General features: G+C 34.2%; 27 protein-coding genes. 19 read left to right on the top strand and 8 right to left on the bottom strand.

All coding sequences use genetic code 11. From position 1 onward, the window contains the following. The first annotated feature begins 97 nt into the window (after positions 1-97). Both odhB and LPC09_RS15165 read left to right on the top strand, forming a co-directional pair. Positions 98-1345: a 2-oxoglutarate dehydrogenase complex dihydrolipoyllysine-residue succinyltransferase gene (gene odhB, locus LPC09_RS15170; RefSeq protein WP_231307701.1), complete on the top strand. Its 1248-nt coding sequence runs from the start codon at positions 98-100 to the stop codon at positions 1343-1345. A 297-nt stretch (positions 1346-1642) separates the two neighbouring features. Further along, positions 1643-2989 (top strand): sodium-dependent transporter, encoded by a 1347-nt coding sequence (locus LPC09_RS15165; RefSeq protein ID WP_231307700.1) that lies wholly within the window; start codon positions 1643-1645, stop codon positions 2987-2989. Positions 2990-3040: 51 nt separating this feature from the next. On the opposite strand, the gene LPC09_RS15160 is transcribed toward LPC09_RS15165, so the two are convergent. After that, positions 3041-3949 (bottom strand): superoxide dismutase, encoded by a 909-nt coding sequence (locus LPC09_RS15160; protein ID WP_231307699.1) that lies wholly within the window; start codon positions 3947-3949, stop codon positions 3041-3043. Positions 3950-4029: 80 nt separating this feature from the next. Continuing rightward, on the bottom strand, positions 4030-5910 hold the full coding sequence (locus tag LPC09_RS15155; RefSeq protein WP_231307698.1) for a terpene cyclase/mutase family protein: 1881 nt from the start codon (positions 5908-5910) through the stop codon (positions 4030-4032). Between the two features lie 141 nt (positions 5911-6051). Between LPC09_RS15155 and LPC09_RS15150 the strand changes: the two genes are divergently transcribed. From LPC09_RS15150 to LPC09_RS15130, 5 genes are all read left to right on the top strand, one after another. Further along, complete coding sequence (locus tag LPC09_RS15150; RefSeq protein WP_098799298.1) at positions 6052-7281, top strand: MDR family MFS transporter; 1230 nt, start codon at positions 6052-6054, stop codon at positions 7279-7281. A gap of 57 nt (positions 7282-7338) precedes the next feature. After that, entirely contained in the window at positions 7339-7542 is a 204-nt protein-coding gene (locus LPC09_RS15145; protein ID WP_098799299.1) for a DUF6501 family protein, read from the top strand. A gap of 162 nt (positions 7543-7704) precedes the next feature. Then, positions 7705-8235 (top strand): helix-turn-helix domain-containing protein, encoded by a 531-nt coding sequence (locus LPC09_RS15140; protein ID WP_231307697.1) that lies wholly within the window; start codon positions 7705-7707, stop codon positions 8233-8235. Positions 8236-8279: 44 nt separating this feature from the next. Then, positions 8280-8810: a GNAT family N-acetyltransferase gene (locus tag LPC09_RS15135; RefSeq protein ID WP_231307696.1), complete on the top strand. Its 531-nt coding sequence runs from the start codon at positions 8280-8282 to the stop codon at positions 8808-8810. 155 nt (positions 8811-8965) lie between these two features. Next, positions 8966-10144, top strand: coding sequence for a DHH family phosphoesterase (locus LPC09_RS15130; protein ID WP_231307695.1), 1179 nt, complete (start codon positions 8966-8968; stop codon positions 10142-10144). Positions 10145-10509: 365 nt separating this feature from the next. Here LPC09_RS15130 and LPC09_RS15125 read toward each other — a convergent pair whose 3' ends face one another. Together LPC09_RS15125 and LPC09_RS15120 are read right to left on the bottom strand one after the other, a co-directional pair. Beyond that, positions 10510-10953 (bottom strand): cupredoxin domain-containing protein, encoded by a 444-nt coding sequence (locus LPC09_RS15125; RefSeq protein WP_231307694.1) that lies wholly within the window; start codon positions 10951-10953, stop codon positions 10510-10512. A gap of 172 nt (positions 10954-11125) precedes the next feature. Beyond that, positions 11126-11470, bottom strand: coding sequence for a YflT domain-containing protein (locus LPC09_RS15120; RefSeq protein WP_231307693.1), 345 nt, complete (start codon positions 11468-11470; stop codon positions 11126-11128). A gap of 437 nt (positions 11471-11907) precedes the next feature. Here LPC09_RS15120 and proC point away from each other — a divergent pair, with 437 nt between their 5' ends. After that, complete coding sequence (proC, locus tag LPC09_RS15115; RefSeq protein ID WP_231307692.1) at positions 11908-12708, top strand: pyrroline-5-carboxylate reductase; 801 nt, start codon at positions 11908-11910, stop codon at positions 12706-12708. Between the two features lie 75 nt (positions 12709-12783). Here the strand turns inward: proC and LPC09_RS15110 are convergent, their stop codons facing one another. The 4 genes from LPC09_RS15110 to LPC09_RS15095 all read right to left on the bottom strand — a co-directional run bounded on the left by LPC09_RS15110 (position 12784) and on the right by LPC09_RS15095 (position 15391). Then, positions 12784-13452: a serine/threonine protein kinase gene (locus tag LPC09_RS15110; RefSeq protein ID WP_231307691.1), complete on the bottom strand. Its 669-nt coding sequence runs from the start codon at positions 13450-13452 to the stop codon at positions 12784-12786. Between the two features lie 168 nt (positions 13453-13620). Next, the gene (locus LPC09_RS15105) at positions 13621-13830 is read right to left on the bottom strand and encodes a cold-inducible protein YdjO-related protein (RefSeq protein WP_098799306.1); all 210 of its coding nucleotides are present in this window, start codon (positions 13828-13830) and stop codon (positions 13621-13623) included. Positions 13831-13969: 139 nt separating this feature from the next. Beyond that, positions 13970-14152 carry an H-type small acid-soluble spore protein gene (locus LPC09_RS15100; protein ID WP_098799307.1) on the bottom strand — a complete coding sequence of 61 codons (183 nt, stop codon included), beginning with the start codon at positions 14150-14152 and terminating at the stop codon, positions 13970-13972. 72 nt (positions 14153-14224) lie between these two features. Beyond that, positions 14225-15391, bottom strand: a complete 1167-nt coding sequence (locus tag LPC09_RS15095) for a DUF418 domain-containing protein (protein WP_231307690.1) — start codon at positions 15389-15391, stop codon at positions 14225-14227. 90 nt (positions 15392-15481) lie between these two features. Here LPC09_RS15095 and LPC09_RS15090 point away from each other — a divergent pair, with 90 nt between their 5' ends. From LPC09_RS15090 to LPC09_RS15040, 11 genes are all read left to right on the top strand, one after another. Continuing rightward, the gene (locus tag LPC09_RS15090; RefSeq protein WP_098799309.1) at positions 15482-16111 is read left to right on the top strand and encodes a DUF421 domain-containing protein; all 630 of its coding nucleotides are present in this window, start codon (positions 15482-15484) and stop codon (positions 16109-16111) included. Positions 16112-16509: 398 nt separating this feature from the next. Further along, a complete protein-coding gene (locus LPC09_RS15085; protein WP_231307689.1) occupies positions 16510-17076 on the top strand; it encodes a tetratricopeptide repeat protein in 567 nt (188 codons plus the stop codon). Between the two features lie 2 nt (positions 17077-17078). Next, on the top strand, positions 17079-19007 hold the full coding sequence (locus LPC09_RS15080; RefSeq protein ID WP_231307688.1) for a hypothetical protein: 1929 nt from the start codon (positions 17079-17081) through the stop codon (positions 19005-19007). After that, positions 19004-20338 (top strand): phenylacetate--CoA ligase family protein, encoded by a 1335-nt coding sequence (locus LPC09_RS15075; protein WP_098799312.1) that lies wholly within the window; start codon positions 19004-19006, stop codon positions 20336-20338. The genes LPC09_RS15080 and LPC09_RS15075 overlap by 4 nt, the downstream gene beginning before the upstream one ends. An 11-nt stretch (positions 20339-20349) precedes the next feature. After that, positions 20350-21105 (top strand): amidohydrolase family protein, encoded by a 756-nt coding sequence (locus LPC09_RS15070; RefSeq protein ID WP_098799313.1) that lies wholly within the window; start codon positions 20350-20352, stop codon positions 21103-21105. Between the two features lie 13 nt (positions 21106-21118). Continuing rightward, positions 21119-22381 carry a phenylacetate--CoA ligase family protein gene (locus LPC09_RS15065; protein WP_098799314.1) on the top strand — a complete coding sequence of 421 codons (1263 nt, stop codon included), beginning with the start codon at positions 21119-21121 and terminating at the stop codon, positions 22379-22381. A 1-nt stretch (position 22382) separates the two neighbouring features. Continuing rightward, complete coding sequence (locus tag LPC09_RS15060; RefSeq protein WP_098799315.1) at positions 22383-23489, top strand: 3-dehydroquinate synthase II domain-containing protein; 1107 nt, start codon at positions 22383-22385, stop codon at positions 23487-23489. 19 nt (positions 23490-23508) lie between these two features. Then, positions 23509-24273, top strand: a complete 765-nt coding sequence (locus LPC09_RS15055) for a 2-amino-3,7-dideoxy-D-threo-hept-6-ulosonate synthase (protein ID WP_231307687.1) — start codon at positions 23509-23511, stop codon at positions 24271-24273. Between the two features lie 8 nt (positions 24274-24281). Continuing rightward, entirely contained in the window at positions 24282-24470 is a 189-nt protein-coding gene (locus LPC09_RS15050; RefSeq protein WP_231307686.1) for a hypothetical protein, read from the top strand. Beyond that, positions 24463-24603 (top strand): hypothetical protein, encoded by a 141-nt coding sequence (locus LPC09_RS15045; RefSeq protein WP_231307685.1) that lies wholly within the window; start codon positions 24463-24465, stop codon positions 24601-24603. Before LPC09_RS15050 ends, LPC09_RS15045 begins: the two co-directional genes overlap by 8 nt. A 214-nt stretch (positions 24604-24817) precedes the next feature. Further along, positions 24818-25441: a CAP domain-containing protein gene (locus tag LPC09_RS15040; RefSeq protein ID WP_098799318.1), complete on the top strand. Its 624-nt coding sequence runs from the start codon at positions 24818-24820 to the stop codon at positions 25439-25441. The last annotated feature ends 293 nt before the right edge of the window (positions 25442-25734 follow it).

Here is a 25734-nt window from a genome sequence, read left to right as displayed (position 1 = left end):
TGCGAGACTTGCTGTTATCATATTATCGCGTTAAATTGATATAGATGTAATAAAAGTGATTCTTTTAACAAGCAAGTTTCTCAAGGGGGAACCAACAATGGCTGAAATTAAAGTACCAGAACTAGCAGAATCTATTACTGAAGGAACGATTGCACAATGGTTAAAACAACCAGGTGATGTTGTTGAGAAGGGTGAATACCTTTTAGAAGTTGAAACAGATAAAGTAAATGTTGAATTAACTGCTGAATTTTCTGGAGTTTTAAAAGAGCTACACAAAGAATCAGGTGATACTGTTCAAGTTGGAGAAACAATTGGGATAATTGATGAGAGTGGTGAAGCTTCTCCTTCACAACCAGAGCAAACAGAGACTAAACAAGAAGCACCGGCGCCACAAGAAGCTCAACAAAACAATGTTGAAGTAACGGAAGAAGAGAAAAAACAACGTACAATTGCCTCACCAGCGGCACGTAAGTTAGCTCGTGAGCGTGGAATAGATTTACAACAAGTTCAAACAGTTGATCCACTTGGCCGCGTACGTAAACAAGATGTTGAAGCACACTCGGGTCAAGAAGCACCAAAACAAGAATCGAAACCAGCTGCACCAAAAGCTGCTACACCAGCCGTACAGGATGATAAACCTGGTAAACCAGTAGAAAGACAAAAAATGTCTAGACGTAGACAAACGATTGCAAATCGATTAGTAGAAGTTCAACAAACAGCTGCTATGTTAACAACATTTAATGAAGTAGATATGACTGCTGTTATGGAAGTTCGTAAACGTCGTAAAGACAAATTTTTCGAACAGCATGATGTTCGTTTAGGCTTCATGTCCTTCTTTACAAAAGCTGTTGTTGCTGCATTAAAACAATATCCACTTCTTAATGCTGAGATACAAGGCAATGAAATTTTGGTGAAGAAATTCTATGATATTGGAATTGCGGTATCAGCTCCAGATGGATTAGTTGTACCAGTTGTTCGTGATGCAGATCGCTTAAACTTTGCAGGTATTGAAGGAGAAATTCTTGATCTTGCTAAGAAAGCACGCGATAACAAATTAAGTCTTTCTGATTTACAAGGCGGAACATTTACGATTACAAATGGTGGTGTTTTCGGATCATTAATGTCAACACCTATCCTAAACGGACCACAAGTTGGTATTTTAGGCATGCACAAAATACAGCTTCGCCCTGTTGCTATCGATGAAAATACAATGGAAAATCGTCCAATGATGTACATTGCCCTTTCATATGATCACCGAATTGTTGACGGAAGAGAAGCAGTAAGCTTCTTATCAACAGTGAAAGAATTACTTGAAGATCCAGAATCATTATTATTAGAAGGATAAGTTTTTAATAAATCTAAGAAGGTTGGCACTAAATGTGTCAGCCTTTTTTCTTTTACTATCAGCAAGGATAAGTTTTATGAATTATAGTATAGAAAACTAAGGCTTTTGCCATTAGGACTTGGCAATAAGCTGTTTTTTTTCTATTAATTCAGTTTTGCTGATTGAATTATTTTAAAATTTAATTTAAATTATCCTAGTAAAATGATAAAATGTGTATTTATATAATATATTTTTCAAAGGTTGATTTTATATTCTTTTGAAAGAAATCTTTGATCAGTAGGATTTTGAGGTGATGTTATGAATAATTCTGTAGAACAATGGTCGTCCAAGCTCTCTTTTATTCTTGCGGCTGCCGGGTCTGCAATTGGTTTAGGAGCGATATGGAAGTTTCCTTATGTTGCGGGGACTAGTGGGGGCGGTGTATTTTTTCTAATCTTTATTTTATTTACTTTACTAGTAGGACTACCACTTCTATTAGGAGAGTTTGTGATAGGTAGAAGTACGAAAAAAGATGCCATTCAAGCATACAAACAAATTGCTCCGAATTCCTCTTGGCACTTAATTGGAAGACTTGGTGTAGTGACTTGTTTTATCTTGTTGTCTTTTTATAGCGTAGTAGGTGGCTGGATCTTAATTTATCTATTTAAAGCTGTTACAGGAAATCTTAGTGGCTTAACAGAGCAGGAGTATGGTGAGTTATTTGGTACTAGCATTTCGGATCCGATTTTAACCGTTTTTGCACAGTTATTATTTTTACTTATTACAAGTTTTGTTGTTTCTAAAGGTGTTTCAAATGGGATTGAAAAAGCAAGCCGAATTATGATGCCTGCGTTGTTTATATTATTTGTCATCTTGATTGTTCGTTCTATTACACTAGATGGCTCCATGGAAGGAATTATTTTCTTTTTAAAGCCTGATTTTACAAACGTAACATCTGAGACGATTTTATATGCGATGGGACAATCCTTTTTTGCCCTAAGTGTTGGAGTGTCAGTTATGGTAACTTATAGCTCTTATTTGTCTAAGAATGAAAACTTACCACAATCGGCAGTTTCAATCGTCGTTCTTAACTTATTAGTTGCGTTTTTAGCAGGATTAGCAATTTTTCCGGCCGTGTTTTCTTTTGGTTTAGCTCCGGATGCAGGTCCTGTGTTATTGTTTAATGTACTGCCTACAGTGTTTAATCAAATGCCATTTGGAACAATCTTTTTGATCGCATTTTTATTATTGTTTTTATTTGCTACTTTAACATCTGCTTTTTCAATGCTCGAAATAATTGTAGCTCCGATTGCGAAGGGGAATGATTCTAAAAGAAGAAAATCTTCTTGGTTAGTTGGAATATGCATTTTTGTTGTCGGAATTCCGTCAGCACTTTCTTTCGGACTGCTTGGACATATAACATTATTCGATAAGTCAATTTTTGATGCTGCTGATTTTCTAGTAAGCAATATTCTTATGCCACTTGGTGCGCTCTTAATTTCAATATTTGTTCCATTAAAGATATCTAAAAAAGTTCTGTTTGATGAACTATCACAAGGATCATCTCTTAGTAAAAAGATTTTTACAATTTGGTACCTACTATTAAAATATGTATCACCGATTGTAATTATCTTTGTCTTTTTAGATGCTTTAGGTATTATATAGAATAAATGAAGGCAGATTTTTCTTTATAAGATAATCTGCCTTTTTTGTATATTAAAATGGTTTCCATTTTAGTTGTTGTGCTTCATGAAAACGTCTCTCTACTTCACGCCAATTTACAACATTCCACCAATTCTCAACGTATTTTTTTCGTTCGTTTTTATATTGAAGATAGTAGGCATGTTCCCAAACATCTAGCGTAAGTAAGGGGATAACATCCCATTGACTTAAGTTTTGATGCTTTTCTGCTTGAAGAATTTCTAATCTACGGGAACGTGGTGCCCAAACTAAAATTGCCCATCCAACTGCTTCAACATTTTTGGCTGCTTCAGAAAAGTGGGTTTTAAATTTTTCAAAACTACCAAATGTTTGATTAATCTCTCTCATTAACATACCAGAAGGCATGCCACCACCGTTAGGACTCATTACATTCCAGAAGATTGTGTGAAGGTAATGACCTGCACCATGAAACGCTGCTTCACGTTCCCAATGCTTAATTAATTCGAAGTTATTTGTTTGACGAGCTTTTTGCATTTCTTTTTCGGCTTTATTTAAACCATCAACATAGCTTTGATGATGCTTGTCATGATGTAATCTCATAATTTCACGATCAATATGAGGCTCTAATGCATCATAACTGTAGGGTAGTGGTGGTAACGTATGACCTCCGATTGGAACCGTTCCTGCTTCGTTATGGGCGCGTAAAATGCTTTCCTGTTCATTATTTTCATCATCAAAGTAAGCTTCAAACTGTGTAAACAGACGATCAGCACGCTCATAAACTTCCTTATTATCAGGACGATCATCTTTGTTTAGTTGAGCTTGGAAGATTTCAAGCTCACTTTTCCAATTTTCTAATGTATCTTTGTGATGGTTTCGGCTTAGTTCTTCATAGGAATGATGATAACTTTCTAAAATTTCCTCACACCATTTTTGCATGGATACGATGTACTGCTCTGACATTATTTCTCCCTCCCTGACATCAGTCGTAGACAATATATGCACTTTTCCAAAAAGGTTGATCTTTTTTCTAAATAAACCTGTTATGACCTTTTTTGGTAGTGGGCAAGTGTTAACAATGGAAAAAGTAGATTGTAGCTATGGTAAGTGATGTAAAATTGCCCTGGTAGTCCAATGCCGGTTGGATATGTTCTTCCTTCTTCAGTGAAAGAAGAATCATTTATTAGATGAGATATACCTTTTTGTACAGATAAATTCGAAAAGGCTCTACTCTGAATTAATGCATCTAATGCCCATGTTGTTTGTGAAGGGGTACTAAATGAAAGGGGTACATATCTTTTCTCCTCACTACTTGCACATGATTCACCCCAACCTCCATTGTTTAATTGTATGCTTACTAGCCAGTTGATTGCCTTTTTTATAGCAGATGAATTTGGGGAGATACCAACAGCTAGTAGTCCTGTCACAGCTGCCCAAGTTCCATATATATAACAAACTCCCCATCTTCCATACCAAGAGCCGTTCTCTTCTTGATTGTCCATCAGCCACCTTATTGCTGCTTTTACACTTGGGTGTTCTTTTGTTAATCCAGCATTGTTACCTAAAAACTCTAGTACTCTACCTGTTAAGTCCGGAGTTGAAGGGTCAATAGCGGCGTCCTCTGCGTTTTCTAACGGAAGATACGTAAGGATTTCTAGATCTGTATTTTTTTCAAAGGCCGCCCATCCACCATCAGCATTTTGCATGGAGAGAAGATAAGTAACTCCTTTATACCAAGCATCGCGTACTTTTTGATCTTTACGAGCTTTCCTTGTTAATGCTCGTAATGCGGCTGAGGTATCATCATTGTCTGGATTAATCGTATTATTATGGGAAAAACCCCATCCCCCTAGCTTAATATTAGGGTTATGAATCTTCCAATCACCCTTTTTTGTATGTTGCATTGATAAGAGATATTGAACGGATTTGTTAATCATGGGTGAAGTACTGGAAACATTAGCTTCTTGAAGAGCATAGCTAAGTAAAGCTGTATCCCAAACAGTAGAGGTTGAGTTTTCTAGATGAATACCATCACAATTGGTTGAAACCAAATGCTTTAATCCGTTTATGGCATTTAATATCGTTGGAGAAGACTTTTTATAGCCTAAAGATAGTAGGGCATAAATCATGAAAAAGGTTGAACTAGCATAGCTGTAAAGAGTTCCATCAGCTTCAAGTCTTTTTAACATATATCGCTCTGCTTTTTGATAGCCTAACCGGTGTAAATATTCAGGTAGTTGCAGAAGTTTTTTCATTTCATTTGTAAACGATGAATTTGTACGTGTCGCAAATGGAAGTTCCCAGTTTTCGTTAGCAAAAGAAGAACGAATAATCAGGTGATTCAAGTTTGGTGTATAACTTGATTTAATCGTGTATTTTTTATTGGCAGCAACCATCATTGGAATAAAATGAATTCTGGCATAGTTACTGAATTGATAAAAATTTAAGGGAAATGAAGTTGGAATTAGAAGGAAGGTCATTGGTATATAAAATAGAGTTGGCCACGGATAAAGCCCATTTACAGCTAACATCCATTTCGTCAAAAAATGGGAATTACCCAATCCACCATTCTTACGGATAAATGCTTCAGCTTTTTTTAAGCCAGGATGTTCTTGTGTAAAGTAACCTGAATATAAAAGAGCACAATATGCTTGTATGGTAATAGAAAGGTTCCCACTTTTTTCATCAGAATAAGCCTTCCATACCCCTGAGTTTTTTTGTAACGAATAGATCCGATCTGCTAGTTGTTTTATTAGCTTTTCTTCATTTTTTATATCTAAGGCACGCAATGTCATAATCATAAAAGCGTCAGTCATTAAACCGCCTTCAAAACAATATTTCCAAGAACCATCTTTTCGTTGAGTAGTTCTTAATTTTTCGATCATTTCTTCTATCTTCTGATCAATACTTTCATTCGTATACATATATCCGTTCACCTCTCCATACATTATGCAATCATTCTGTGTGTTATGAAACTGAACGATTTTATCTGTTTTTCTACTATTCTTTTTTCCATTATCAGGTATAATAAATTATTATTCTATTAGAAGATGGAAGGGAACAGAATGTGGAAACAGTTAAAAGATGTTAGTCCAGTTACAATGAATATTCTAATCGGTACTTTATTTGGACGTTTAGCAACATCGATGTGTATACCGTTTTTAGCCATTTACTTAACACAGGAAAAACATGTATCACCGTCGACAACAGGTGCTATCATCGCAATTAGCTCTCTAGTTGGCATTGCATCAAGCTTTTATGGTGGATATTTATCAGATTTATGGGGAAGAAAAAGAGTTCTGTTAATCTCTGTTTTTGCTTGGGGCCTCGTTTTTGTAGGATTTGCTTTTACTCATTCTATTGTAGGTTTTTTTATGATGAATGCGTTAAACGGTTTATGTCGTTCTGTTTTTGAACCAACTTCCAGGGCCATGCTTTCGGATTTAACGGTTGAAAAAAATCGTTTAGTAATCTTCAATCTTCGCTATACAGCAATAAATGTTGGTGTTACATTTGGACCGTTAATTGGACTTAAACTTGGGGCAGCTGCTAGCACAACTCCATTTATATTTGCGGGAATAACGTATTTTCTATATGGAATTGTTTTACTTTATACGTTGAGAAAATACAATGACAATGTAAACATAACGAATAATAATCTTGTTCAGTTAAAAGATGCAGTCCAAATTGTCCGTAAAGATCATATTTTTTTATATAGTCTTGTTGGACTTGTATTATGTATTACAGGATATTCTCAATTTAGCTCAACATTGCCACAATACTTTTCAAGCTCGGAGTTATTCAAAAATGGAGCTGAATTATTTTCATATTTACTAACTTTAAATGCAATTACAGTTATTGTTTTGCAATTTCCGTTAATAAAAATTGGGAAAAAATATTCCCCACTTGTTTCAATTATGATTGGGAATGTTGTCATTTGCTTAGGACTTTTCGGCTTTGCATTTAGTCAAGAATTGCCACTATTAATTTTAATGATGATCATTTTTACAATTGGTGAAATCTTGATGTTCTCTATGACAGATTTACTTATCGATCAGCTTGCTAAGCCTGATTTAAAGGGAACATATTTTGGTGCTATGGGTTTTACACAACTTGGAAATGTCATCGGCCCATGGATCGGCGGTATTTTATTAGAGCAATTTGGCGCGAACAAACCATTATATCTTTTTGGTACACTAGTGATGATTACAATTATCGCTTTACCAATCTTACTATATGTAAAATATGAAATGAAAAAGAAAAGTGTGGCTGTTAAGGTTGCCATTCCACAATAATTGGCTTTTTAACTATTTTCGGATAAAATAAAAGAAGAAATTAGAGAGGTGATAGATATGATTCATAAAACATGGCAAAATTCTAAAGAAATTAAGAAAGTAAAATGTATTCATACGAATGCTGAAAAATATATGGTAGATCGAGCTTTAACAGCAGGAAAAGAGTATGATGTACAAAATGAAACAGAGGAATTTTTCTTTGTTATTGACAATACCGGTAAAGTCGGTGGATATTACAAAGACTATTTTGAAGTGATTTAATAATTCGTTAAGGAGTGACGGGAAACTGTCATTCTTTTTTATTTTCTTAGAAATACCTATTGATAACCTATATTATTTGACATGAACTATATTATTATTATAATTGATAATGATAACCATTGTGTTACAAATGTTATTTTTATATTAGGAGGGGTGACCTCAGTGGATTCAAAAGCGAAACTAATCCTTCATCCAGTAAGAATGAAAATTGTTCAAACCTTAATAGGAAACAAAGAGTATACTGTTCAGCAAATTGCAACAAGATTAACAGATGTACCACAAGCAACATTATATCGACATCTAAATAAATTATTAGAGGCTGAAGTTTTAAAAGTTGTAAAGGAAAACCAAATAAGAGGTACGGTCGAAAAAATCTATGCCTTAAATGAACATGAGGTATCTAATGAGAGAGATTTAACAAAAATATCTAAAGATGAACATTTAAACTTATTTTTAACCTTTATGACTCATCTACTTGGACAGTATGAAAGTTATTTAAACCAAGAAAATATTGATCTAATAAAAGATGGAGTAAGTTATCGGCAAGCTATGGTGTACTTAACAGATCAAGAATTTCAAGAATTTATGCAAGAACTTTCACAAGTGTACAAAAAAGTAATAGATAATGAACCATCAAATGATCGAAAAGCTCGACATCTGTCGACAATTTTTATTCCGGAAGCAAAAAAGTAGTTTTTGTCTGTCTATTTTTATTCTATAATAAGAAGAAATGTTATATGACGAAAGGAAAGACAGATATGAGTGAACAGAATCTTAGAATAAGAGATGCAAATCTGGATGATCTCCCAAAGATCGTTGAAATATATAACAGCTCTATTCCAGGGCAGCTTGCAACAGCTGATTTACAAGAGGTGACTGTAGAGAGCAGATTAAAGTGGTTTCATGAACATAACGCACACCAACGACCATTATGGGTGTTAGAAGAGGGTGGCACTATAGTTGGCTGGCTAAGCTTTCAATCTTTTTATGGGAGACCGGCTTATGATGCAACAGCAGAAGTAAGTATTTATCTTGATCCTTCCGCTCACGGAAAAGGCTACGCTCGTGTTTTAATGGAACGGGCTATAGCTCAATGTCCCGAGCTGGGATTAAAAACGTTACTAGCATTTGTATTTGGTCACAATTCACCTAGTATTAAGCTTTTTGAAAACTACAATTTTGAAAGATGGGCACACTTACCGAGGATTGCAAACATGGATGGGGTAGAACGAGATTTAGTTATTCTCGGTAAAAGAGTATGTGAATAAAAAAAGAGGAAACATTGGGCCAATCAGGTTCATTGTATCCTCTTTTTGTTTTAAAAATAGGTAAAAATATAAAATAGATTGAATAGATCAATCATTAAAACAAATACTGACATATATTGAAAGAATTTAAACATGTTGAGGTAGAAGGTGGATTTATGCAAAAGATATTATTATCACATAATGATTTAGATGGTGTAAGTTGTGGCATTCTAGCAAAATTTGCGTTCAAAGAAAATGTTGAGGTACATTATCATTCTGTTAATAGTCTAGATTATCATGTTGAACAATTGCTTGATCAGCAGGACTTAGATAAGGAAGTATACATAACTGATTTATCTGTTAATAAAGAAAATGAGGCAAAGTTAGAAAAGTTTTATAAAAATGGGGGGCAGATAAGATTAATTGATCATCATAAAACAGCTCTTCATTGTAATCAGTATGAGTGGGGGATCGTGAAGGTAGAAGAAAAAGAAGGAAAGCTGGCTTCTGCTACATCACTGCTTTATTCCTACTTAGTTGAGAACAACATTATATCGTCTCATCCAATCTTGGATGAGTATGTTGAACTAGTACGTCAATATGATACATGGGAATGGGAAAAGAATGAGAATATTCAAGCTAAAAGGTTAAATGATCTTCTATATATGCAATCAATAGAAGAGTTTGAAGCAAGCATGTTAGATAGGTTGTTAACATTTGATCATTTTACATTTAGTGAGTTTGAAGAGAAAATTCTCGATATCGAAGAAAAGAAAACAGACCGTTACATAAGGCGTAAAAAAAGAGAGTTAGTGCAATCGTTTTTAGGTGATGTATGTATAGGGATTGTTCATGCTGAATCTTATCATTCTGAATTAGGAAATGAATTAGGAAAGGAACATCCACATCTTGATTGTATTTCGATATTAAATATGGGTAATAAAAAGATTAGTTTTCGAACAATACATGATCATACTGATGTTTCTGAGATTGCCTCAAGATATGGTGGTGGTGGACATGCAAAAGCAGCTGGGTGTTCCTTAACAATCGATGCTTATAAAGAATTTATTGAAAAACCTTTTTCAATAAAGCCATTACGCACAGATTTCATTCACAATAAAATGAACTTGAAAAATCATTGTTCGCATTTTGAAAATGCTGAAAAGGATAAATTCTTGCTTTACAAAAATAAAGAAGCTGTATGGAATATAGAAAAAAATCATAAATTACTTTCAAATCAATTCTCAAGCTATGAAGAAGCAGAGCGCTTTGTTAAAAGAACTTATTCTGTTCATTTATCAAAAGATGAGAAGCTCGTTCAATATTTATTAGATTCTTATGAGCGATCTAAGTAAGATAACAAAATAAACAAAAAGCAAAGCATAATTTGCTTTGCTTTTTTTATACAGAAAACGGAAAAAAATGTTCTTTTCCTCTTATGATTAACTTGAACAAAATTCAGTTTATGCACTAGATTCAAGCGTTGATACCTCGGAATGGTGGACTAGTATGATATCATCAATCTCAGATTCGAGTTTCTTAAGCTCTACGTATCCACTGGTGTATGTATAAAATATTTCATATAATTCCTCTTTATAGATGACAATCTTCAAAACTACTCACCCTTGCCTTTCTTCTTTGATAGATATCTAATACCCGCTTGTCTAAATAAATAAACTAGGTATTAATGCCTATTTTTGGCTAAGGATTGATAAAGTGTTTAATCTACAACAATGTATCCAATCATTGGAACTTGTTGACCATCATGAGAGTGTGTATCACAAATAAGACGATAAGTTCCTTCTTCCTTGAAATGAAGTGGAATAACTGTCTCCTCTCCTTTTTTAACAGTACCTTTAATATCAGTACCTTCTATATAAAAAGGATGTTCCTCACCGTTCACACCAATAATACTTAATGTAACATCTTTATCTTGTGGAATAACAATTGTACCTGGATCCCAACGATAAGCTTCAATTTTCTTACCATCTGATGTTGTTGTCGAGAATTCTCCGGTTACCATGTTTATAACAATGTTCGTATCTTTTTCAGCGCTATTTTGAAATGTTGGCACAACATCATTCGAGAAGTAATACAAGCTACCCATGACAATTGCGACAAAAAGAAAAAACAACCAGCTCTTGCGAATAAAAATAAACCGCATCATATCCCCCCTAAGCATGTCTCAATTTAACTATATGACTTTAGAAAGGAGAACTTGTCTAATTTGTACAAAAAGTTTCAAGATAATCGGTATGTGAGGGTAGATTGAAAGTAATGTGGGTAATGAAAGGGGAAAGGGAGCTCTAATATTCTAGAGCTCCCTTTCATTTACATTATACTAAATGATATTGTTCAGCATTTGTTACAATTAATAAAGCTTTTCCTTCATCAAGTTTTTCTTCATATGTTTGTGCTTCATCTTCTGAAAACCCTATTTCATATAATTGATTTCGGAGTTCGTCACCTTTTTTACTAAAAAAGTTTTCAACAGCTTGATTTAAACCTGTTTCCTCAATACCAATCACATTTGTTTCTGCTTTATCAGAAATTCTTTCTGTTCGTTCGTCATCATGTGTTAACACATAAAGGTCATTAGCTTGTACACCTTTATTTTTAAGATTATTTACAGCTTGCTCCAGCTTGTCTTCATTTTGGAATTCTTCAATATAAGGTTTCATATACTAACTTCCTCCTTTAAAATGTTATAGTATTCTATTACACAAAAGATGTATTAAACATAAAATGCATGTTACTAGTTAATTTAGTAGAATTCTACTAACTTTTTTATATTGTGATTAAATAAAGAAAATTTCGGGTATACCATCTTCTTAAATTTTCCTCTTTTCTTATTGCTAGCATTATGTTATATTTATCTAGCGATGAGCTGAATTGTGTAAGTCGAAAAACATGCCGGAAGGCTAAATGCACGATGTGGCGTGCAGTTTTTCGCCTCAATACGCAGGAGACGTCTTTATAGGCGTCTCTTTTTATTTGTAAAAATTCATATAAGTACGAATATAATATTGTCGTGACCTTTTAGAATTAACAGTTTGATTTGAATAATTTCCAAAAATAACATATCGTAATAGGAAATATGAGAAGAAAGAGGTACAGGATGAGAAATTCGATACTATTTATTGGTGCAGGTAGAATGGCAGAGGCAATCATATCTGGGTTATACCAAAAAAGCGATGAACAAATAAGTCATATCTATGTTTCGAACAGATCAAATCCAGAGAGACTTACTGAATTAGCTAAAAAGTATAAAGCTAATGCAATACATGAAATTGAAAAGTTTATTAAAAGAGTAGATGTTATTGTATTGGCGATGCCGCCAGGTGAACATAAAGATATTCTTAAGAGAATAAGTCCTTACATAACCAATCAGTTTATTGTAACAGTAGCAGCAGGAATTGGACCTGCCTACTTAGAGGATAACCTTCCAACTAACACTCCTGTTGGATGGATAATGCCAAATACGGCAGCTACAATTGGTCATTCCATTTCACTTTATACATATGGAAAGTTTGTTAAAGATAAACATAAGAAACAAATGGAAATGCTAGTAAATTCCATTGGAGCATCACAATATTGCACTGAACAACAAATTCATGATTTAACTGCCGTTACTGGGAGTGCACCGGCTTTTGTTTATCTTTTCGTTGAAACACTAATAGAGTTTACTGAAAAGATGGGGGTATCATCTGAAGTGGCTGAGAAATTAGTAAACGAAATGGTAATTGGATCTGCAGAGATGCTTAAAGGAAATCTTTCTGCGCGGGAACTAAGGGAACAAGTAACAACACCCGGAGGTGCGACAGCAGAAGGGATCAAGGTGTTACAAAATGGTCAGTTTACTCAACTTGTTCAACAGGCTGTTATTGCAACGAATAAAAAAGCAAAGGGAGAAGAATAACAAAAGGGCACGCAGAACCATTAACAGCGTGCCTTTCTTATGGATGATTATAATTAACCCCAGAGATGGTTACTATTAGCTAGATCTATTTTTATTACTATATAATTCTTGTTTTCTTCTAAAGCCGGTTACTAGTAAGTAAAATTGATAGCTTTTGCGAATTCTTTCTAGTAGCCAATGAGGGAAAGGGATACGAATGTTTTTAAATAATGGTAGATAGATTAAATAGTAACCCCTTTTAAAGTGCTTCCACTTTGGGCAGGAATAGGTTTTTAGAAAGTCGGATACATCAACTATATATCCTTTACCATCTTTCATTGTAATATTCTTTCCATGTATATCAGTAGGATTTAACCCTTTTGATTTAGCAAAATGTATGGCTTTGTCTACATCTTCAATTACAGTTTTTGGTATAAATGTTCCTGTATTAAAGGCTTGGTAAAGCGTAATTCCTTCTAATTTTTTAAGAACTAGATATCTTTCTCCATACTCATATAATCTTGAATATGCATTGTGTTCTCCAAGATTTTTATAAACCATGATTTCTTCTGTAATCCCTTCACGGTTTTCAGCATAAACCTTTACTACTTTTCCGTCTAAAGAAGGATGAGTAAATACAGCTGCAAAATTACCTTTACCAATTAGTTTCCATCCGTTCGGTATGTTATTTACAATAACAGGATCGAATGGATCTTTACTGTATACAAAAATATGCTTCATAAGTTGCTCATCAATCCAAGACATTTTACACCTCAGTTACCTTCATTGTTTTCTCACAATTTTCACTGTGGAAAACCTTCCTAAAAAACAATGCACTACATATTGCATGATTCGGCCTGAAATAAATAAAAATAAAATTCCATGTGAATACATGGAATTTTATTTTGAACAGTATTACTGTTGTGTATGAAATTATTCCTTTTTGTGGCTTACAGCGGAAAAATTCTCTAGAACAGGTAATGTGCGTTCTCCTTCAATCATTGCGTGTCCACAAAGAGGACAATCAGGCTCTTCGTTTGATTTAAAATTATCACGCATCCAACCATTACAATCTTCTGAACCACAAGTCCAAATTTTTAAGCTTACCTCTGGTGGTTTTTCAACTTGTTGTTGAAATCTCATATCAACACATCCTTTAGTAAGGAGATTTAGTACTAAGTACATTATACACATTTTTTCTAACAATATGTATAAATGTTAACAAATTCCTATGTTATTACCTTATTTCAAGCCTGATTAGCTTTATTTAATAACCTTCGTATTACTCTACTTCTTTTAGTTCTGCAACACTTACCTGTGAACGTTCTTCAAGTGGTCCTCTTAAATGACAAGTAACCATTCCTTGCTCTTCATGCAATTCATCAATCCAAACAGAACTACCATTATACATAACTTTAATATCAGCAGATGAAGATAAGATTTGTTTTACTCGATTCATATCCAATTGTATAACCTCCTAAAAATTTATCAACATTTTATTTTTACCTGTTTTATTCGCTGTTATACAATTTGGAAATTATTTTTGGATTTTTAACTTGTGTGATTCTTTGTTAATGAAAAAAGGACTTATTTTTTGATAAGTAAAGCTGCGCCAAATCCATTCTAATGGACCATAGTAGAAGTAAGATAACCATATATAACTAATTCCAAGCTGTATGACAAAGAGAGCTAAACTGATTAACAACCCTTCAGTAAGAGTTAGGGTGTTATACATGTGAAAAAAACGAAAAAAGGAAATGACCATTATGGATTGAGCTAAATAATTGGTCAGTGACATTCTCCCAACATATTGGAAGGGAGAAAGAATCTTCTTGAAAATAGTCCGACTACTAAGCAAATAGATCGCCGTGATATAAAAAACAGCAAGAAAAAGACCACTCAAGCTAGTAAGAAAATAGGTAATACTGTCGTCATCTAAGTTTGTGAGTATAGCTAGTCCATTCAAACATACTGTAATCAAGCTTAAAAATAAACTAATTTTCCACCACTTATTTATACGAACTATATTTCTATGGGTTCTCTCGTATAGCTTCTCTTTCCCTGCGAACAAACCTAATAAAAACCAACCTAATACAGGAATCATGACAATTGGTAGCTGTTGAAGTATCGGCAATACTTCAATGTTAAAGCGAAACAATACCCACTCAAAATAAGGAGCTTCCTTATACATTTGAATATACTCTAATGCGATTTTACTTTGGCTCGCTGTTGGAATCGTAGAAGCAGAAACAAATATAGACGCGAAAAGAAATAAATGGTAAGCAAATAATAAGCTTATACTCCACATTGCAACCTTTTTGCTCGAAAGCTTATGGAAGAATAGGAGAAACACACTTGTTATCGCGTAAACATGTAAAATGTCACCATACCAAATAAAGATAAGGTGAATTATTCCGATCAAAAATAGAAAAAGTGTTCTTGAAACAAAGTTGGAAAGAGTTGATTTAATCATAAAAAGATAAAAACTCAATCCAAATAAAAAGGAAAAAATGGGGTAAAATTTCATTTGAATAAACAATTGCAAAAAGTAATAAAGTCCTTGATCAAAATCATCTTTATAAGAAGTTTTGCTAAACATCGTATCGATGAACTCTGGAGATTGAAAGCTCTTCATATTAACGAGAAGTATTCCAAACAATGCAAGGCCTCGAATTGAATCAATAAATTTGAATCTGTTTGTCATTCATTTCTATCCTTTCTTTCCTAAAAAGCATAAAATAAGGGAATTTACAAAAAATAATAGTAACTAATGATAAAGGTGGTTTTATTAACCATGGATTTGGATTTGATTTGGAAAAGCGTCATTATTGTGATTGGTGGGACAATCCTCTTAAGAATAGCAGGAAGAAAGTCAATCTCGCAAATGACATTAGCTCAAGTAGTGATTATGATTGGAATTGGATCTTTACTTGTTCAACCGTTAGTTGGAAAAAATGTATGGACAACATTAGTGGTTGGTTTAACCCTTGTCCTAACGCTTGTAGTAGTGGAATTTACTCAAATAAAATCTGATAAGCTTGAAAAGTTCATTTCAGGAAAAGCCAAAATCTTAATTAAAGATGGAAAGCTGCAAGAAGGCCAATTAAAAAAGCTTCGTCTTTCAGTTGACTTACTGGAAATGAAGCTAAGACAATCAAATGTTAATAAGATGGAAGATATTAAATATGCAACATTAGAACCAAATGGTCAAATTGGTTTTGAATTAAAAGAGAATAAAAAGCCAGCAACAAAAGAAGATATAAATATGATCTTACAGGAAATTCAGCAAATAAAGCAATCAATGGGGGTCATTCCATTAGACCTTAATATGCAGCAAAATCAACCATCAACACAGAATACGACTTTATTTACTGAAATAACAAAAGGTAAACACAGCCCAACACCTCCTAGTCATCTCCAATAAACTAGCTTTATCGTTCTTTTTTAACTGTCAGATAAAATCTGATGGTTTTTTATGTTTAAATTTGCATAAATGATTTATATTTTGTGCGATATAGAATTTTGTTCTTTGTTCTAATAGGATTAGCCTTTTCTTTAATTGACCTCTTATGAGAATACTTAAGCTCATAAAGCACATTTTTAAAATTCTTCTTTAAATAGGTTTAATAGTCTATACAACAATAAGAAAATCAAGAATTAGTTAAATGATATCGCTTACATTGTGGACTCTATCATCAAATATCTTCTTTTCCATTAATGTCTATCACCATACTTTATCACTCACATAAGTTGTAAATGTACTCAAGAAGATTGAGTGAGATAGATTTACGAACATGTATTGGTTAAAAGGAGGTGGAAGGATTGACTTATCAAAAAGGTGATTGGGAAAAAGACTTTGAAGAGGCAGTTAAACTTCACCAAAAGGCAATCGATGGAGATCAACAAGCAGCAAAAAAAGCTTATGATATTTTGAAAAAAATAAAGCTTCAAGCTATGAATTATAGCATTGTTGAAGCATATTTTGGGAGTTCATCTGCCCTAATAGCAAGAGATCACCCTGATTTAATTGAAAAAATGAACTTAGCAAAAAGAGGATTAAAAGCTCTCGATAAGGCAGTAAAGGCAGAACCAAATCACACAGAAATAAGAATGCTTCGAGCAAACGTTGCTTATCGATTGCCCGAAATGTATTTTAAACGAACAAAAACTGCTATTGAAGATTTTCAGTTTTTAATTAGTGATTATGAAAAAAAGAAAACTGATATTTCAAAAGACCAATACTGTGAGTTTCTATTAAATCTAGGTAGTTCATATCAAACAATCGGTGATTCTAAAAATGCCGAGAATACTTGGGAGAAACTACTAAAAATAAATAGCGGAAAATATAAAAAACTTGTTGAACAGGCAAGGAAAACAGGGAGTGAATAAACTTGAGTTTCAGAAAAAGAGAAGATTTGTTGGAATCATTAATGAAAACAAACCCTTTTATGAATAAAGCAAAAAAAGTAATCAATAAAAAAGTTGCTCAGTATACCCAGCCACAATTAAACAATATGGAAGCAGCAACTACTAAAACAAGGAATCAGCAAGTGAAAGAACAAACTACTTCTAATCATGTTCCAACAAAAATAAAAAAAGAAGAAGATTTGTCAAATAAAACTAGTAAAAACCCTGTCCAATCTCAGTCACCTTTAGAAGAAGCTATTAAGGATCATGATGCAGGTATTAAGGGCAATAAACTAGCTGTAAAGAAAGCTTATTCATCACTAAAAGAGTTATCTAAAAAGCAGCCGAAAAATTTGGAAATAAAAGCTTACTATGGAAGTGCCACAACTCTACTAGCAAGAGATGCAAATAGTGTAACAGACAAAATGAAATATGCATTAGAAGGTTTAAAACAACTAGACGAAGTAGTTGAAACTTCTCCTGATCTTGTTCTAGCAAGATTTTTAAGAGGAAATGTGTGCTATCGTCTACCTGAATTATATTTTCAACGAACATCTACTGCAATTGAGGATTTTTCATACTTGGTAACTGCATTTGAAGGGAACTCATCTATTCTATCGGAAGCTGAGTATACAGAAGTATTAAAGAACTTAGTTGAAGCATGTAAACGAACAAATCAACTAGAAAAAGCTACAAATTACCAGGAAAAATTAAAAGCACTTAAACATGGTGGACATTTTAATGAAGCTGAAGATAAAGCTAAACCGGTGGACAATAATTATGAAGTTTCTAATGAAGGGCTCACTGATGAAGCAATGGAATATTATAAAAAAGCATTATATGGTGATGCTGATGATGTGAAAGAAGCTCTTAATTTCTTTGATGTTTTTGTGTTAACCAATCCTTCACCAGAGGTAGAGATGATTTATATTGACCTTCAGTCTATGCAAGGTCGTGATTCTATTAACACGTACGAAATGTTCGGTTCAGCTATTAAGTCTATGAAGGCAATGGATAGCTTAATCAATGAACATCCGTCTTTGCATGAGTTACGTGCAATTCGTTCGAGGCACTGCTTGCGTTTACCGGAACTTTTCTTTAGAAGAGCTGCGATCGCTGTAAGTGATATAGAAACATTATTAAAAGCTGAAGATTATCTTAAAGAAGCGGGAGCAGACACACATCATCAACTACTATTTGATCTAGGTTTTGCATATGAAAAGCTAGATATGCTTGATGCTGCACATGAGACATGGAATAAGCTATTAAAGCTCAGACCTTCTAAAGATATAAAAGAGAGAGTTCAAGAGAAATTAAACATTCACTCTTATAAGGAAATTGATCTTCGGACCCTTTCTACTGTAACAAAAGAAAAGCTATATGAAGCAGCAAAAGAAATGCATCACTTAGGTGCAAAAGGTAGTAAGGCTGCAGCTAAACAAAGCTTAGAAGCATGGGAAAAAGCAAAAGATGCTTTTCCGGATTGTGAAATTGCTAAAACCTATTATGCAGCATCTGTTGCGTTAAAGGGCAAATTTGCAAGTGATCCACAAGAAATGTTTGGTGAAACAATTAAAGGCTTAAAACTATTAAAATCTTGCATTAAATCTGATGACCCAGAATTAAAATATTTGCGAGGCTGTATTTATATGTGTTTACCGGAAGGATTTTTCCATACTAGCGACAAGGCAGCTAAAGATTTTAAATCGGTTAAATCAGCATATGAAAACAATCGCGAAAATGCTCCAATTACAAAAGAGCAGTATTTAAAACTGTTGTATGATTTAGGGCATTTATACAAAAAAACTAGTTTCATAGACAAAGCAATGAAAACTTGGAAAACTCTTATGAAAGAAGATCCTCATTCAGAGTATGCTCGTCGAATTGCACATCAGGTAGGTGAAGAAGAATGAGCTCATTATTTGAGAAAAAAATCAAAAAGGTAAGAATGCCTTTAACGATTAAGCGATTTTTCAATGGCACCACTCATCCTGATCAAATGTCACAGCAACAGATTGACTCTTATCATTTAGAATCGTTAAAGCATATTGTTAAAAACGCATATGAAAAAAATGAGTTTTACAGACAAAAGTTAGATGAAGTGAATATGAAGCCGAATGATATTAAATCAGTAAGTGATTTAAGTAAGTTACCTTTCTTAACGAAAGATGAACTGCGCGGCAAACCCTATATTTTATTAACGGTAGATAAAAAAGATATTGCACTTGTTCAGGTTTCTACTGGTACAACGGGTGGAGAAGAGATTTATATGATGTATACGTGGAATGATTATTATTTACATGATCTTGCTCCACGCTATCCAAAGCTTTTTGAAGTAGATCCTGGCGATGTTTGCTTAAATGCCTTGCCATATGAAATGAGTGCAGCAGGTTTAGCTTTTCATAAAACATTTATGGAAGGTTGTGAAGCAACGGTTATCCCTGCTGGTAAAGGTGGAGCTTATTCAACACCTAAGAAAACATTGAAAATGATAAAAGATTTACAGCCTAATGTTGTTATTACAACGCCTTCATGGGCAATGTTGCTTGCAGAAGAAGCGGAAGAACAACAATTTGACTTGAAGAGCTTGCAATTAAAGAAATTATGGATCACAGGTGAAGGATGTTCACCTGCATTCCGTGAGCGTCTTGAAGAGCTTTGGGGAGCTACAGCTAATTTCTTTTATGGCAGCCTTGAATGTGGAGTGTTAGGTATTGAGTGCGACAGTCATGACGGCTATCATTTAGCTCAAGCACATGCAATTGTTGAGATTGTGGATCCGAAAACAGGTGAATCACTTGATGAAGGGGAGATTGGTGAAATTGTCGTAACAAGTGCTCTTCGTTATGATACACCAATTTTGCGCTTCCGAACTGGAGACATAGGCTATATTGAGTCTGAAACATGTTCTTGTGGTGTTACGATGCCTAAGTTCTATTTACGAGGAAGAGTTGTTGATCAAATCAAATATAACGGAACATCACTTTCACCATTTTATTTAGAAGAGTTCTTAATGCGTGAACCTGAAATTGGTAACTGGTTTGAATTTGTTTTAGCAAAAGAAGAAGATAATGAAGCAATCCACGTAAGATGCGAACTTGCTGAAGGTGTTGAAGCATCAAATCATCTAGCAGATTCATTAGAAAGTAAATTGGAGTTTGCATCTGGAATTCCATTTAAACTTGAGTTCGTTGATAAACTTCCAAGACCACAAGGTAAAACAGTACGTGTTGTTTATGAATAGAGGTGAAAAAATTGATTATTGATGCACATGCACATTTGTCTGACACTGAATACGGAAATACAGAGATGTATTTAAAAGTAATAAAGGAAGCAGGGATCGACCAAGGGGTGGCAGTACCTGGTGCGATGCTTGATGTTCGTAAAATGACTGAATATATTACAGGTAGAGCAAAGCCGGATAATCCTGTTCCTGACAATGAATATGTAGAAAAGGCTATTAAAGCAAATCAAAACATTCAAGGTTTTATCTGCATTAATCCTCACGACAAGGATGTTAACAAACAGCTGGAAAAAGGAAAAAAACAAGGATTTAAAGGTTTAAAGCTATCGCCTTTATCACACCAATTTTCCTTTGCCTCAAAAGGCATTACAAGTTTAGCTGATCTTTGTGGTGATTATGGTTTCCCGGTCTACTCTCATGTTGTTTATAGTCCTGGTGCTTCTACAGCAAAGTTTATTCAGCTTGCTAAACAATTTCCTAAAACGAATTTTATTATCGGACATATGGGATTTGGTCCTGCTGATCAGGAAGCGTTAGAGGCCGCAAAAAATTTATCGAATTTTTATTTAGAAACATCAACAGGTAATTTTCTTCACATCCAAGAAACAGTTAAGAAAGTTGGATCATCAAAAGTAATATTTGGATCAGAATATCCGTTATCACATCCTGGAATAGAGCTTGAAAAAATTATAAAGCTTCAAATAACAGATCGTGAACGTGAAGAAATCCTATCTCAAAACATTAAACATCTTTTACAGATGAAATAAGGGTGTGTTTAAGATGAACACACAAAATAAGATTGCTGCTTTGAATGAAGTACTAAACTATGCAAAAACATCACCATTTTACTCTACTCGAATTCAAAATCTACCACTACATTCACTAGAAGACATAAAAAATATACCATTCACAACAAAATCTGATTTAAGAGAGCAATCACCTTTTGGTCTTTTGCCAGCTTCTTCGAGTTCTTTGTCACAATACCATGAGTCTTCTGGAACAACAGGTACTCCAGTATCAGTATGGTATAACGAAAAAGATCTTGATGAAATTACGAGCGGTATCGCAACATGTGGTGCTTCTTTTAACGAAAGTGATATTGTTCTAATCCGATTTCCTTATGCACTTTCAACGATTTCACACTTTGTTCATCGTGCCGTGCAAAGGCAAGGTGGTTGTGTTGTACCTGCTGATAGTCGAACAACAATTACACCAATGTCAAAAGTCATTGATTTAGTAAAAAGGTTAAATGTAACGGTACTAGCATGTATTTCTTTACAAGCAATCATGCTTGCTGAGGTAGCAGAAATGCTTGGACTAAATCCGAAAAAGGATTTCCCTTCATTGAGAGCTATTTGTACTGCTGGTGAACCATTAACACCGTTTCGAAGAAAATTAATAGAGGAAATATGGGGTGTACCTGTTTTTGATAATTATGGAATGACAGAAGTAGGTACAACAATGGTTGATTGCTCATCACAACAATTACATGTATTTGAAGATTATTTTCATGTCGAAGTTCTCGCAGATGATTTAAAAACAGAGGTAAAAGCTGGTGAAATTGGAAATTTAGTCTTAACAACTCTTCGCAAACGGGCAACACCGATGATCCGATATGTAACTGGAGATCTAGTGCAAGTAGTAGAACATCCTTGTTCCTGCGGTAGAAATCGTTCTTTTATTATTAGAGGCAGAAAAGAAAATCTAATTACAATTGATAGTATGTCTTTTGATATGCATGAATTAGAGAAAATGATCACAATTTTACCAGCAAGGCGTTTTTGGTCAGCGGGTAAAATCAACTCTCATCTCTATATTTTTATCGAAAAAGAATCAAAAGATGATCGGATCTTAAGCAGTTATATTGATCAACTGAATGAAAAATACAGAGTTGCCATTTCTATTATTCTCTTAGATAAAGGAACATTATATGACAGATCAGATGATTTATCTTTTGGCATGAAAGCAAAGCCACACTACTTTTTAACAACTCAAGAAACAGAAAATTTATTAAAAATGAGCAGATTGGAAGGAGCTAATTAATATGCAACAAAAAGCTAGGCAAGTTTGGTATGACGGTAGAGGAGTTTCAGTTGAGAATATGGATGTTTGGGAGTTAATTAATCATTCTCCTATTGATAAGGTATTGGTTTCACTTCAACAACGTCAAGATGGATATTTTCCTCAAAAAATGACATTCATTACAGAAGTTAGCAGCAGTGAAGAATTAGAGCAAGTACCAGCAGAAGATGTCATTTTTTCTGATAGCCAAGAAGTATTAGCAGATGCGAAAAAACGTGGTCATCAAACATGTATTTTCTACTCAGTTGATAATCGTGAAATGTTAGAACGTTGTTCAAGAGAAGCAAGTGAATATGATTTTGCTGCAGTAGATTTTGATTTACCAACAAACATTCCACTTGAATTAATTATTGCTAGATTAGAAGAAAGTAACACCGTATTATTACGTGCTGTTAACACGGCAATTGATACAGAAATTGCATATGGAACGCTTGAAAAGGGTAGTGACGGTGTTTTATTCGCGACAACAAATGTTGATGAAGTAAAACGATTAACTGCATTTATGTCAAAACAATCGTTACCGAAATTAGACTTACATCCAATGGTTGTTACGGATGTTGTGCATGCTGGTATGGGTGTTCGTGCTTGTATCGATACAACTGGTATCATGACACAAGATGAAGGAATGATTATTGGTTCTACTTCAGGTGGAGGGGTATTTGTTTGCTCTGAAACACATTATTTACCATATATGAACTTAAGACCATTTCGTGTTAATGCAGGTGCAGTTCATTCTTATGTATGGCAGCCTGAAGATGCAGCGGAGTATTTAAGTGATCTTAAAGCTGGAGATAAAGTTCTTTGTGTGAATACAAAAGGTGAAACACGCGTATTAACAGTTGGTCGTATTAAAACTGAAGTTCGTCCAATGTTGTTAATCAAAGGGAAAGTAGGAGAGCGTGAACTGAATGTTGTTGTACAGGATGACTGGCACATCCGTATTATGAGTGCAGACGGCAAGCCTCGTAATGCTTCAACAATTAAGCCAGGTGATGAATTATTGTCTTATATTTGTGAGCCAGGACGTCACGTTGGAGTAAAAGTTAGCGAAACAATTATTGAAAGATAGAAAAATTGGAGGAATTTGTATGTCCGGTAAAGAAATTCGCCTGAAAAAATTATATCATCATTCCGATAAGTTACTAATTGTTCCGATGGATCATGGTATTACGATAGGTCCTGTAACTGGTTTAACGGAAATCAATTCAACAGTGAATGCCGTATTTGACGGAGGAGCGGATGCTGTTGTTGTGCATAAAGGACTTGTTCGCTATTTAACAGATGCATTAGGCTCCAATAAAGGTGAACTAATTATTCATTTATCTGCTTCAACTGCGTTAGCTCCAGAATCTCAAAGTATGCGAAAAGAGCTTGTATCCTCTGTAGAGCACTCGATTCGTTTAGGGGCTACTGCAATTTCAACTCATGTGAATCTTGGATCTCAATTTGAAGCAGAACAGATCAAGGATGTGGGTTTAATCGCTGAAGAATGTGACAAATGGGGAATGCCTTTGCTTGCGATGATGTATGTACGTGACGGTTCAAAAGCGCATGAATTTGATCCTGAACGTATTCGTCATGCTGCCCGTGTAGCAGAAGAGCTCGGGGCAGACATTGTAAAAGTAAATTACAGTGGTTCACCGGAAACCTTCAGGCAAGTTGTTTCTGGTGTGAAAATCCCTGTTCTAATTGCAGGGGGAGAGAGATTAGGTTCAAATGATGATTTATTGACAATGATCGATGATGCTGTAAGTGCCGGTGCTGATGGAATTTCAATTGGTAGAAATATTTTCCAAGATGAAAATCCTGAAAAGCTATGTGCAAACATTCGCTCAATATTAAATCAATCATGAGGTGAGATATGGATAATCAAAAAATGAATGAAGCCATTGGAAGTTTATCATCTAAAATCGCTGATTTAAAAAAAGAAGGAGCAAGTGGCCAAGATATCCAAGCTGCCGTATTTGAAATGCTACAAGGATTAGGCCTAAACATTCCACTAGATAAAATTACTCAAAATATGAATGGTGGGAATAAGAACAATGAATAAACATGAAGTAAAAGCAGTTGTTCAAGAGTTTAAGCAACAAATTAATGCTGCTCTTGAAGGGGAAAATCAGTCAGAAGACATTAAAGCTGCTGTCTATGATATGCTAAAAGCTCTAAACGTTCAATTACCATAGAAATATGAATGTTTGTCAATAAAATCATCACATTCCTGAGGTTGGCCGTGTTTATATGCCAGCCTCTTTTTCATTTTTGTTATAAAACGTTTTTGAATAACTCTATTAATCCTCATAATTTTGTGAAAGTTTAATGAATGATTTTCAAGATCTTAGCCAAACTATAGTGGTGGAAAACTGAATAATTAAATTGATTAAACTGGAGGAAGACATAATGCTAAAAAAACTAGTACTTGCAACTTTTGTTTTTTTATTAGCGATGCCGGCGGTGTCACATGGACAAATTAAAACATTTAAGGAACCACCATTTGAATTTTACAAAGTTTCTCCTGGCGATACTTTTTGGTACATAGCTCAAAGATATGGCTTAGATTATAAAAAGCTAATGGAACTAAATCCAAATGTTGAGCCAAGAAATATGCATGTTGGTGAAGTTATTCGCTTAAAACCGTCTGCAGGAAGCGTAAGTAACTTCCAAGATCAAGTTGTCCAACTGGTAAATCAGGAGCGAGCTAAAGCTGGTTTAAAGCCATTAACACATCGAGCTGATGTGAAAAATGTAGCTCAAAAGAAAGCAGAAGATATGATTAATTCTAATTATTTCTCTCACACAAGTCCTAACTATGGATCACCTTTTGATATGTTAAAAACATTTGGCATTAGTTATTCATATGCTGGAGAAAACATAGCAAAAGGTCAAAAAACACCTCAGGAAGTAATGAATGCATGGATGAATTCTTCAGGACATCGTGCAAATATTTTAAAACCTGAATTTGATGCGATAGGTGTTGGCTTCTATCACGGAGCATGGGTGCAAATGTTTATTAAAGGAAGATAAGTTGGAAAAAACGGGGTCACTTTATAATTGATTCTGTTTTGAAGTACGAATGAATATTGCTTTCGAAAGAAATTTAGCAATGAAAAATGCTTGGAGACATATATGCTCCAAGCATTTTTTTAACCAAGATAAGCACTAGGTTAAGCGATTTCCAAACCCTCAAGAATGACCAGTAAATAAAAATAAACGGAGAAATTTCTCTTAATGAGGAAAAAGCACGTAAAATAGAATAAATAGACGGAAAGATTCCGCCTATTTATGCGAAAAAGGTGAAAATGGACCATTTTACGTTG

This window comes from Metabacillus sp. B2-18 (genome assembly GCF_021117275.1).
GTDB lineage: Bacteria > Bacillota > Bacilli > Bacillales > Bacillaceae > Metabacillus.
The sequence above is the reverse complement of the archived record's forward strand: the minus strand, read 5'-3'. Positions and strand labels throughout refer to the sequence as shown.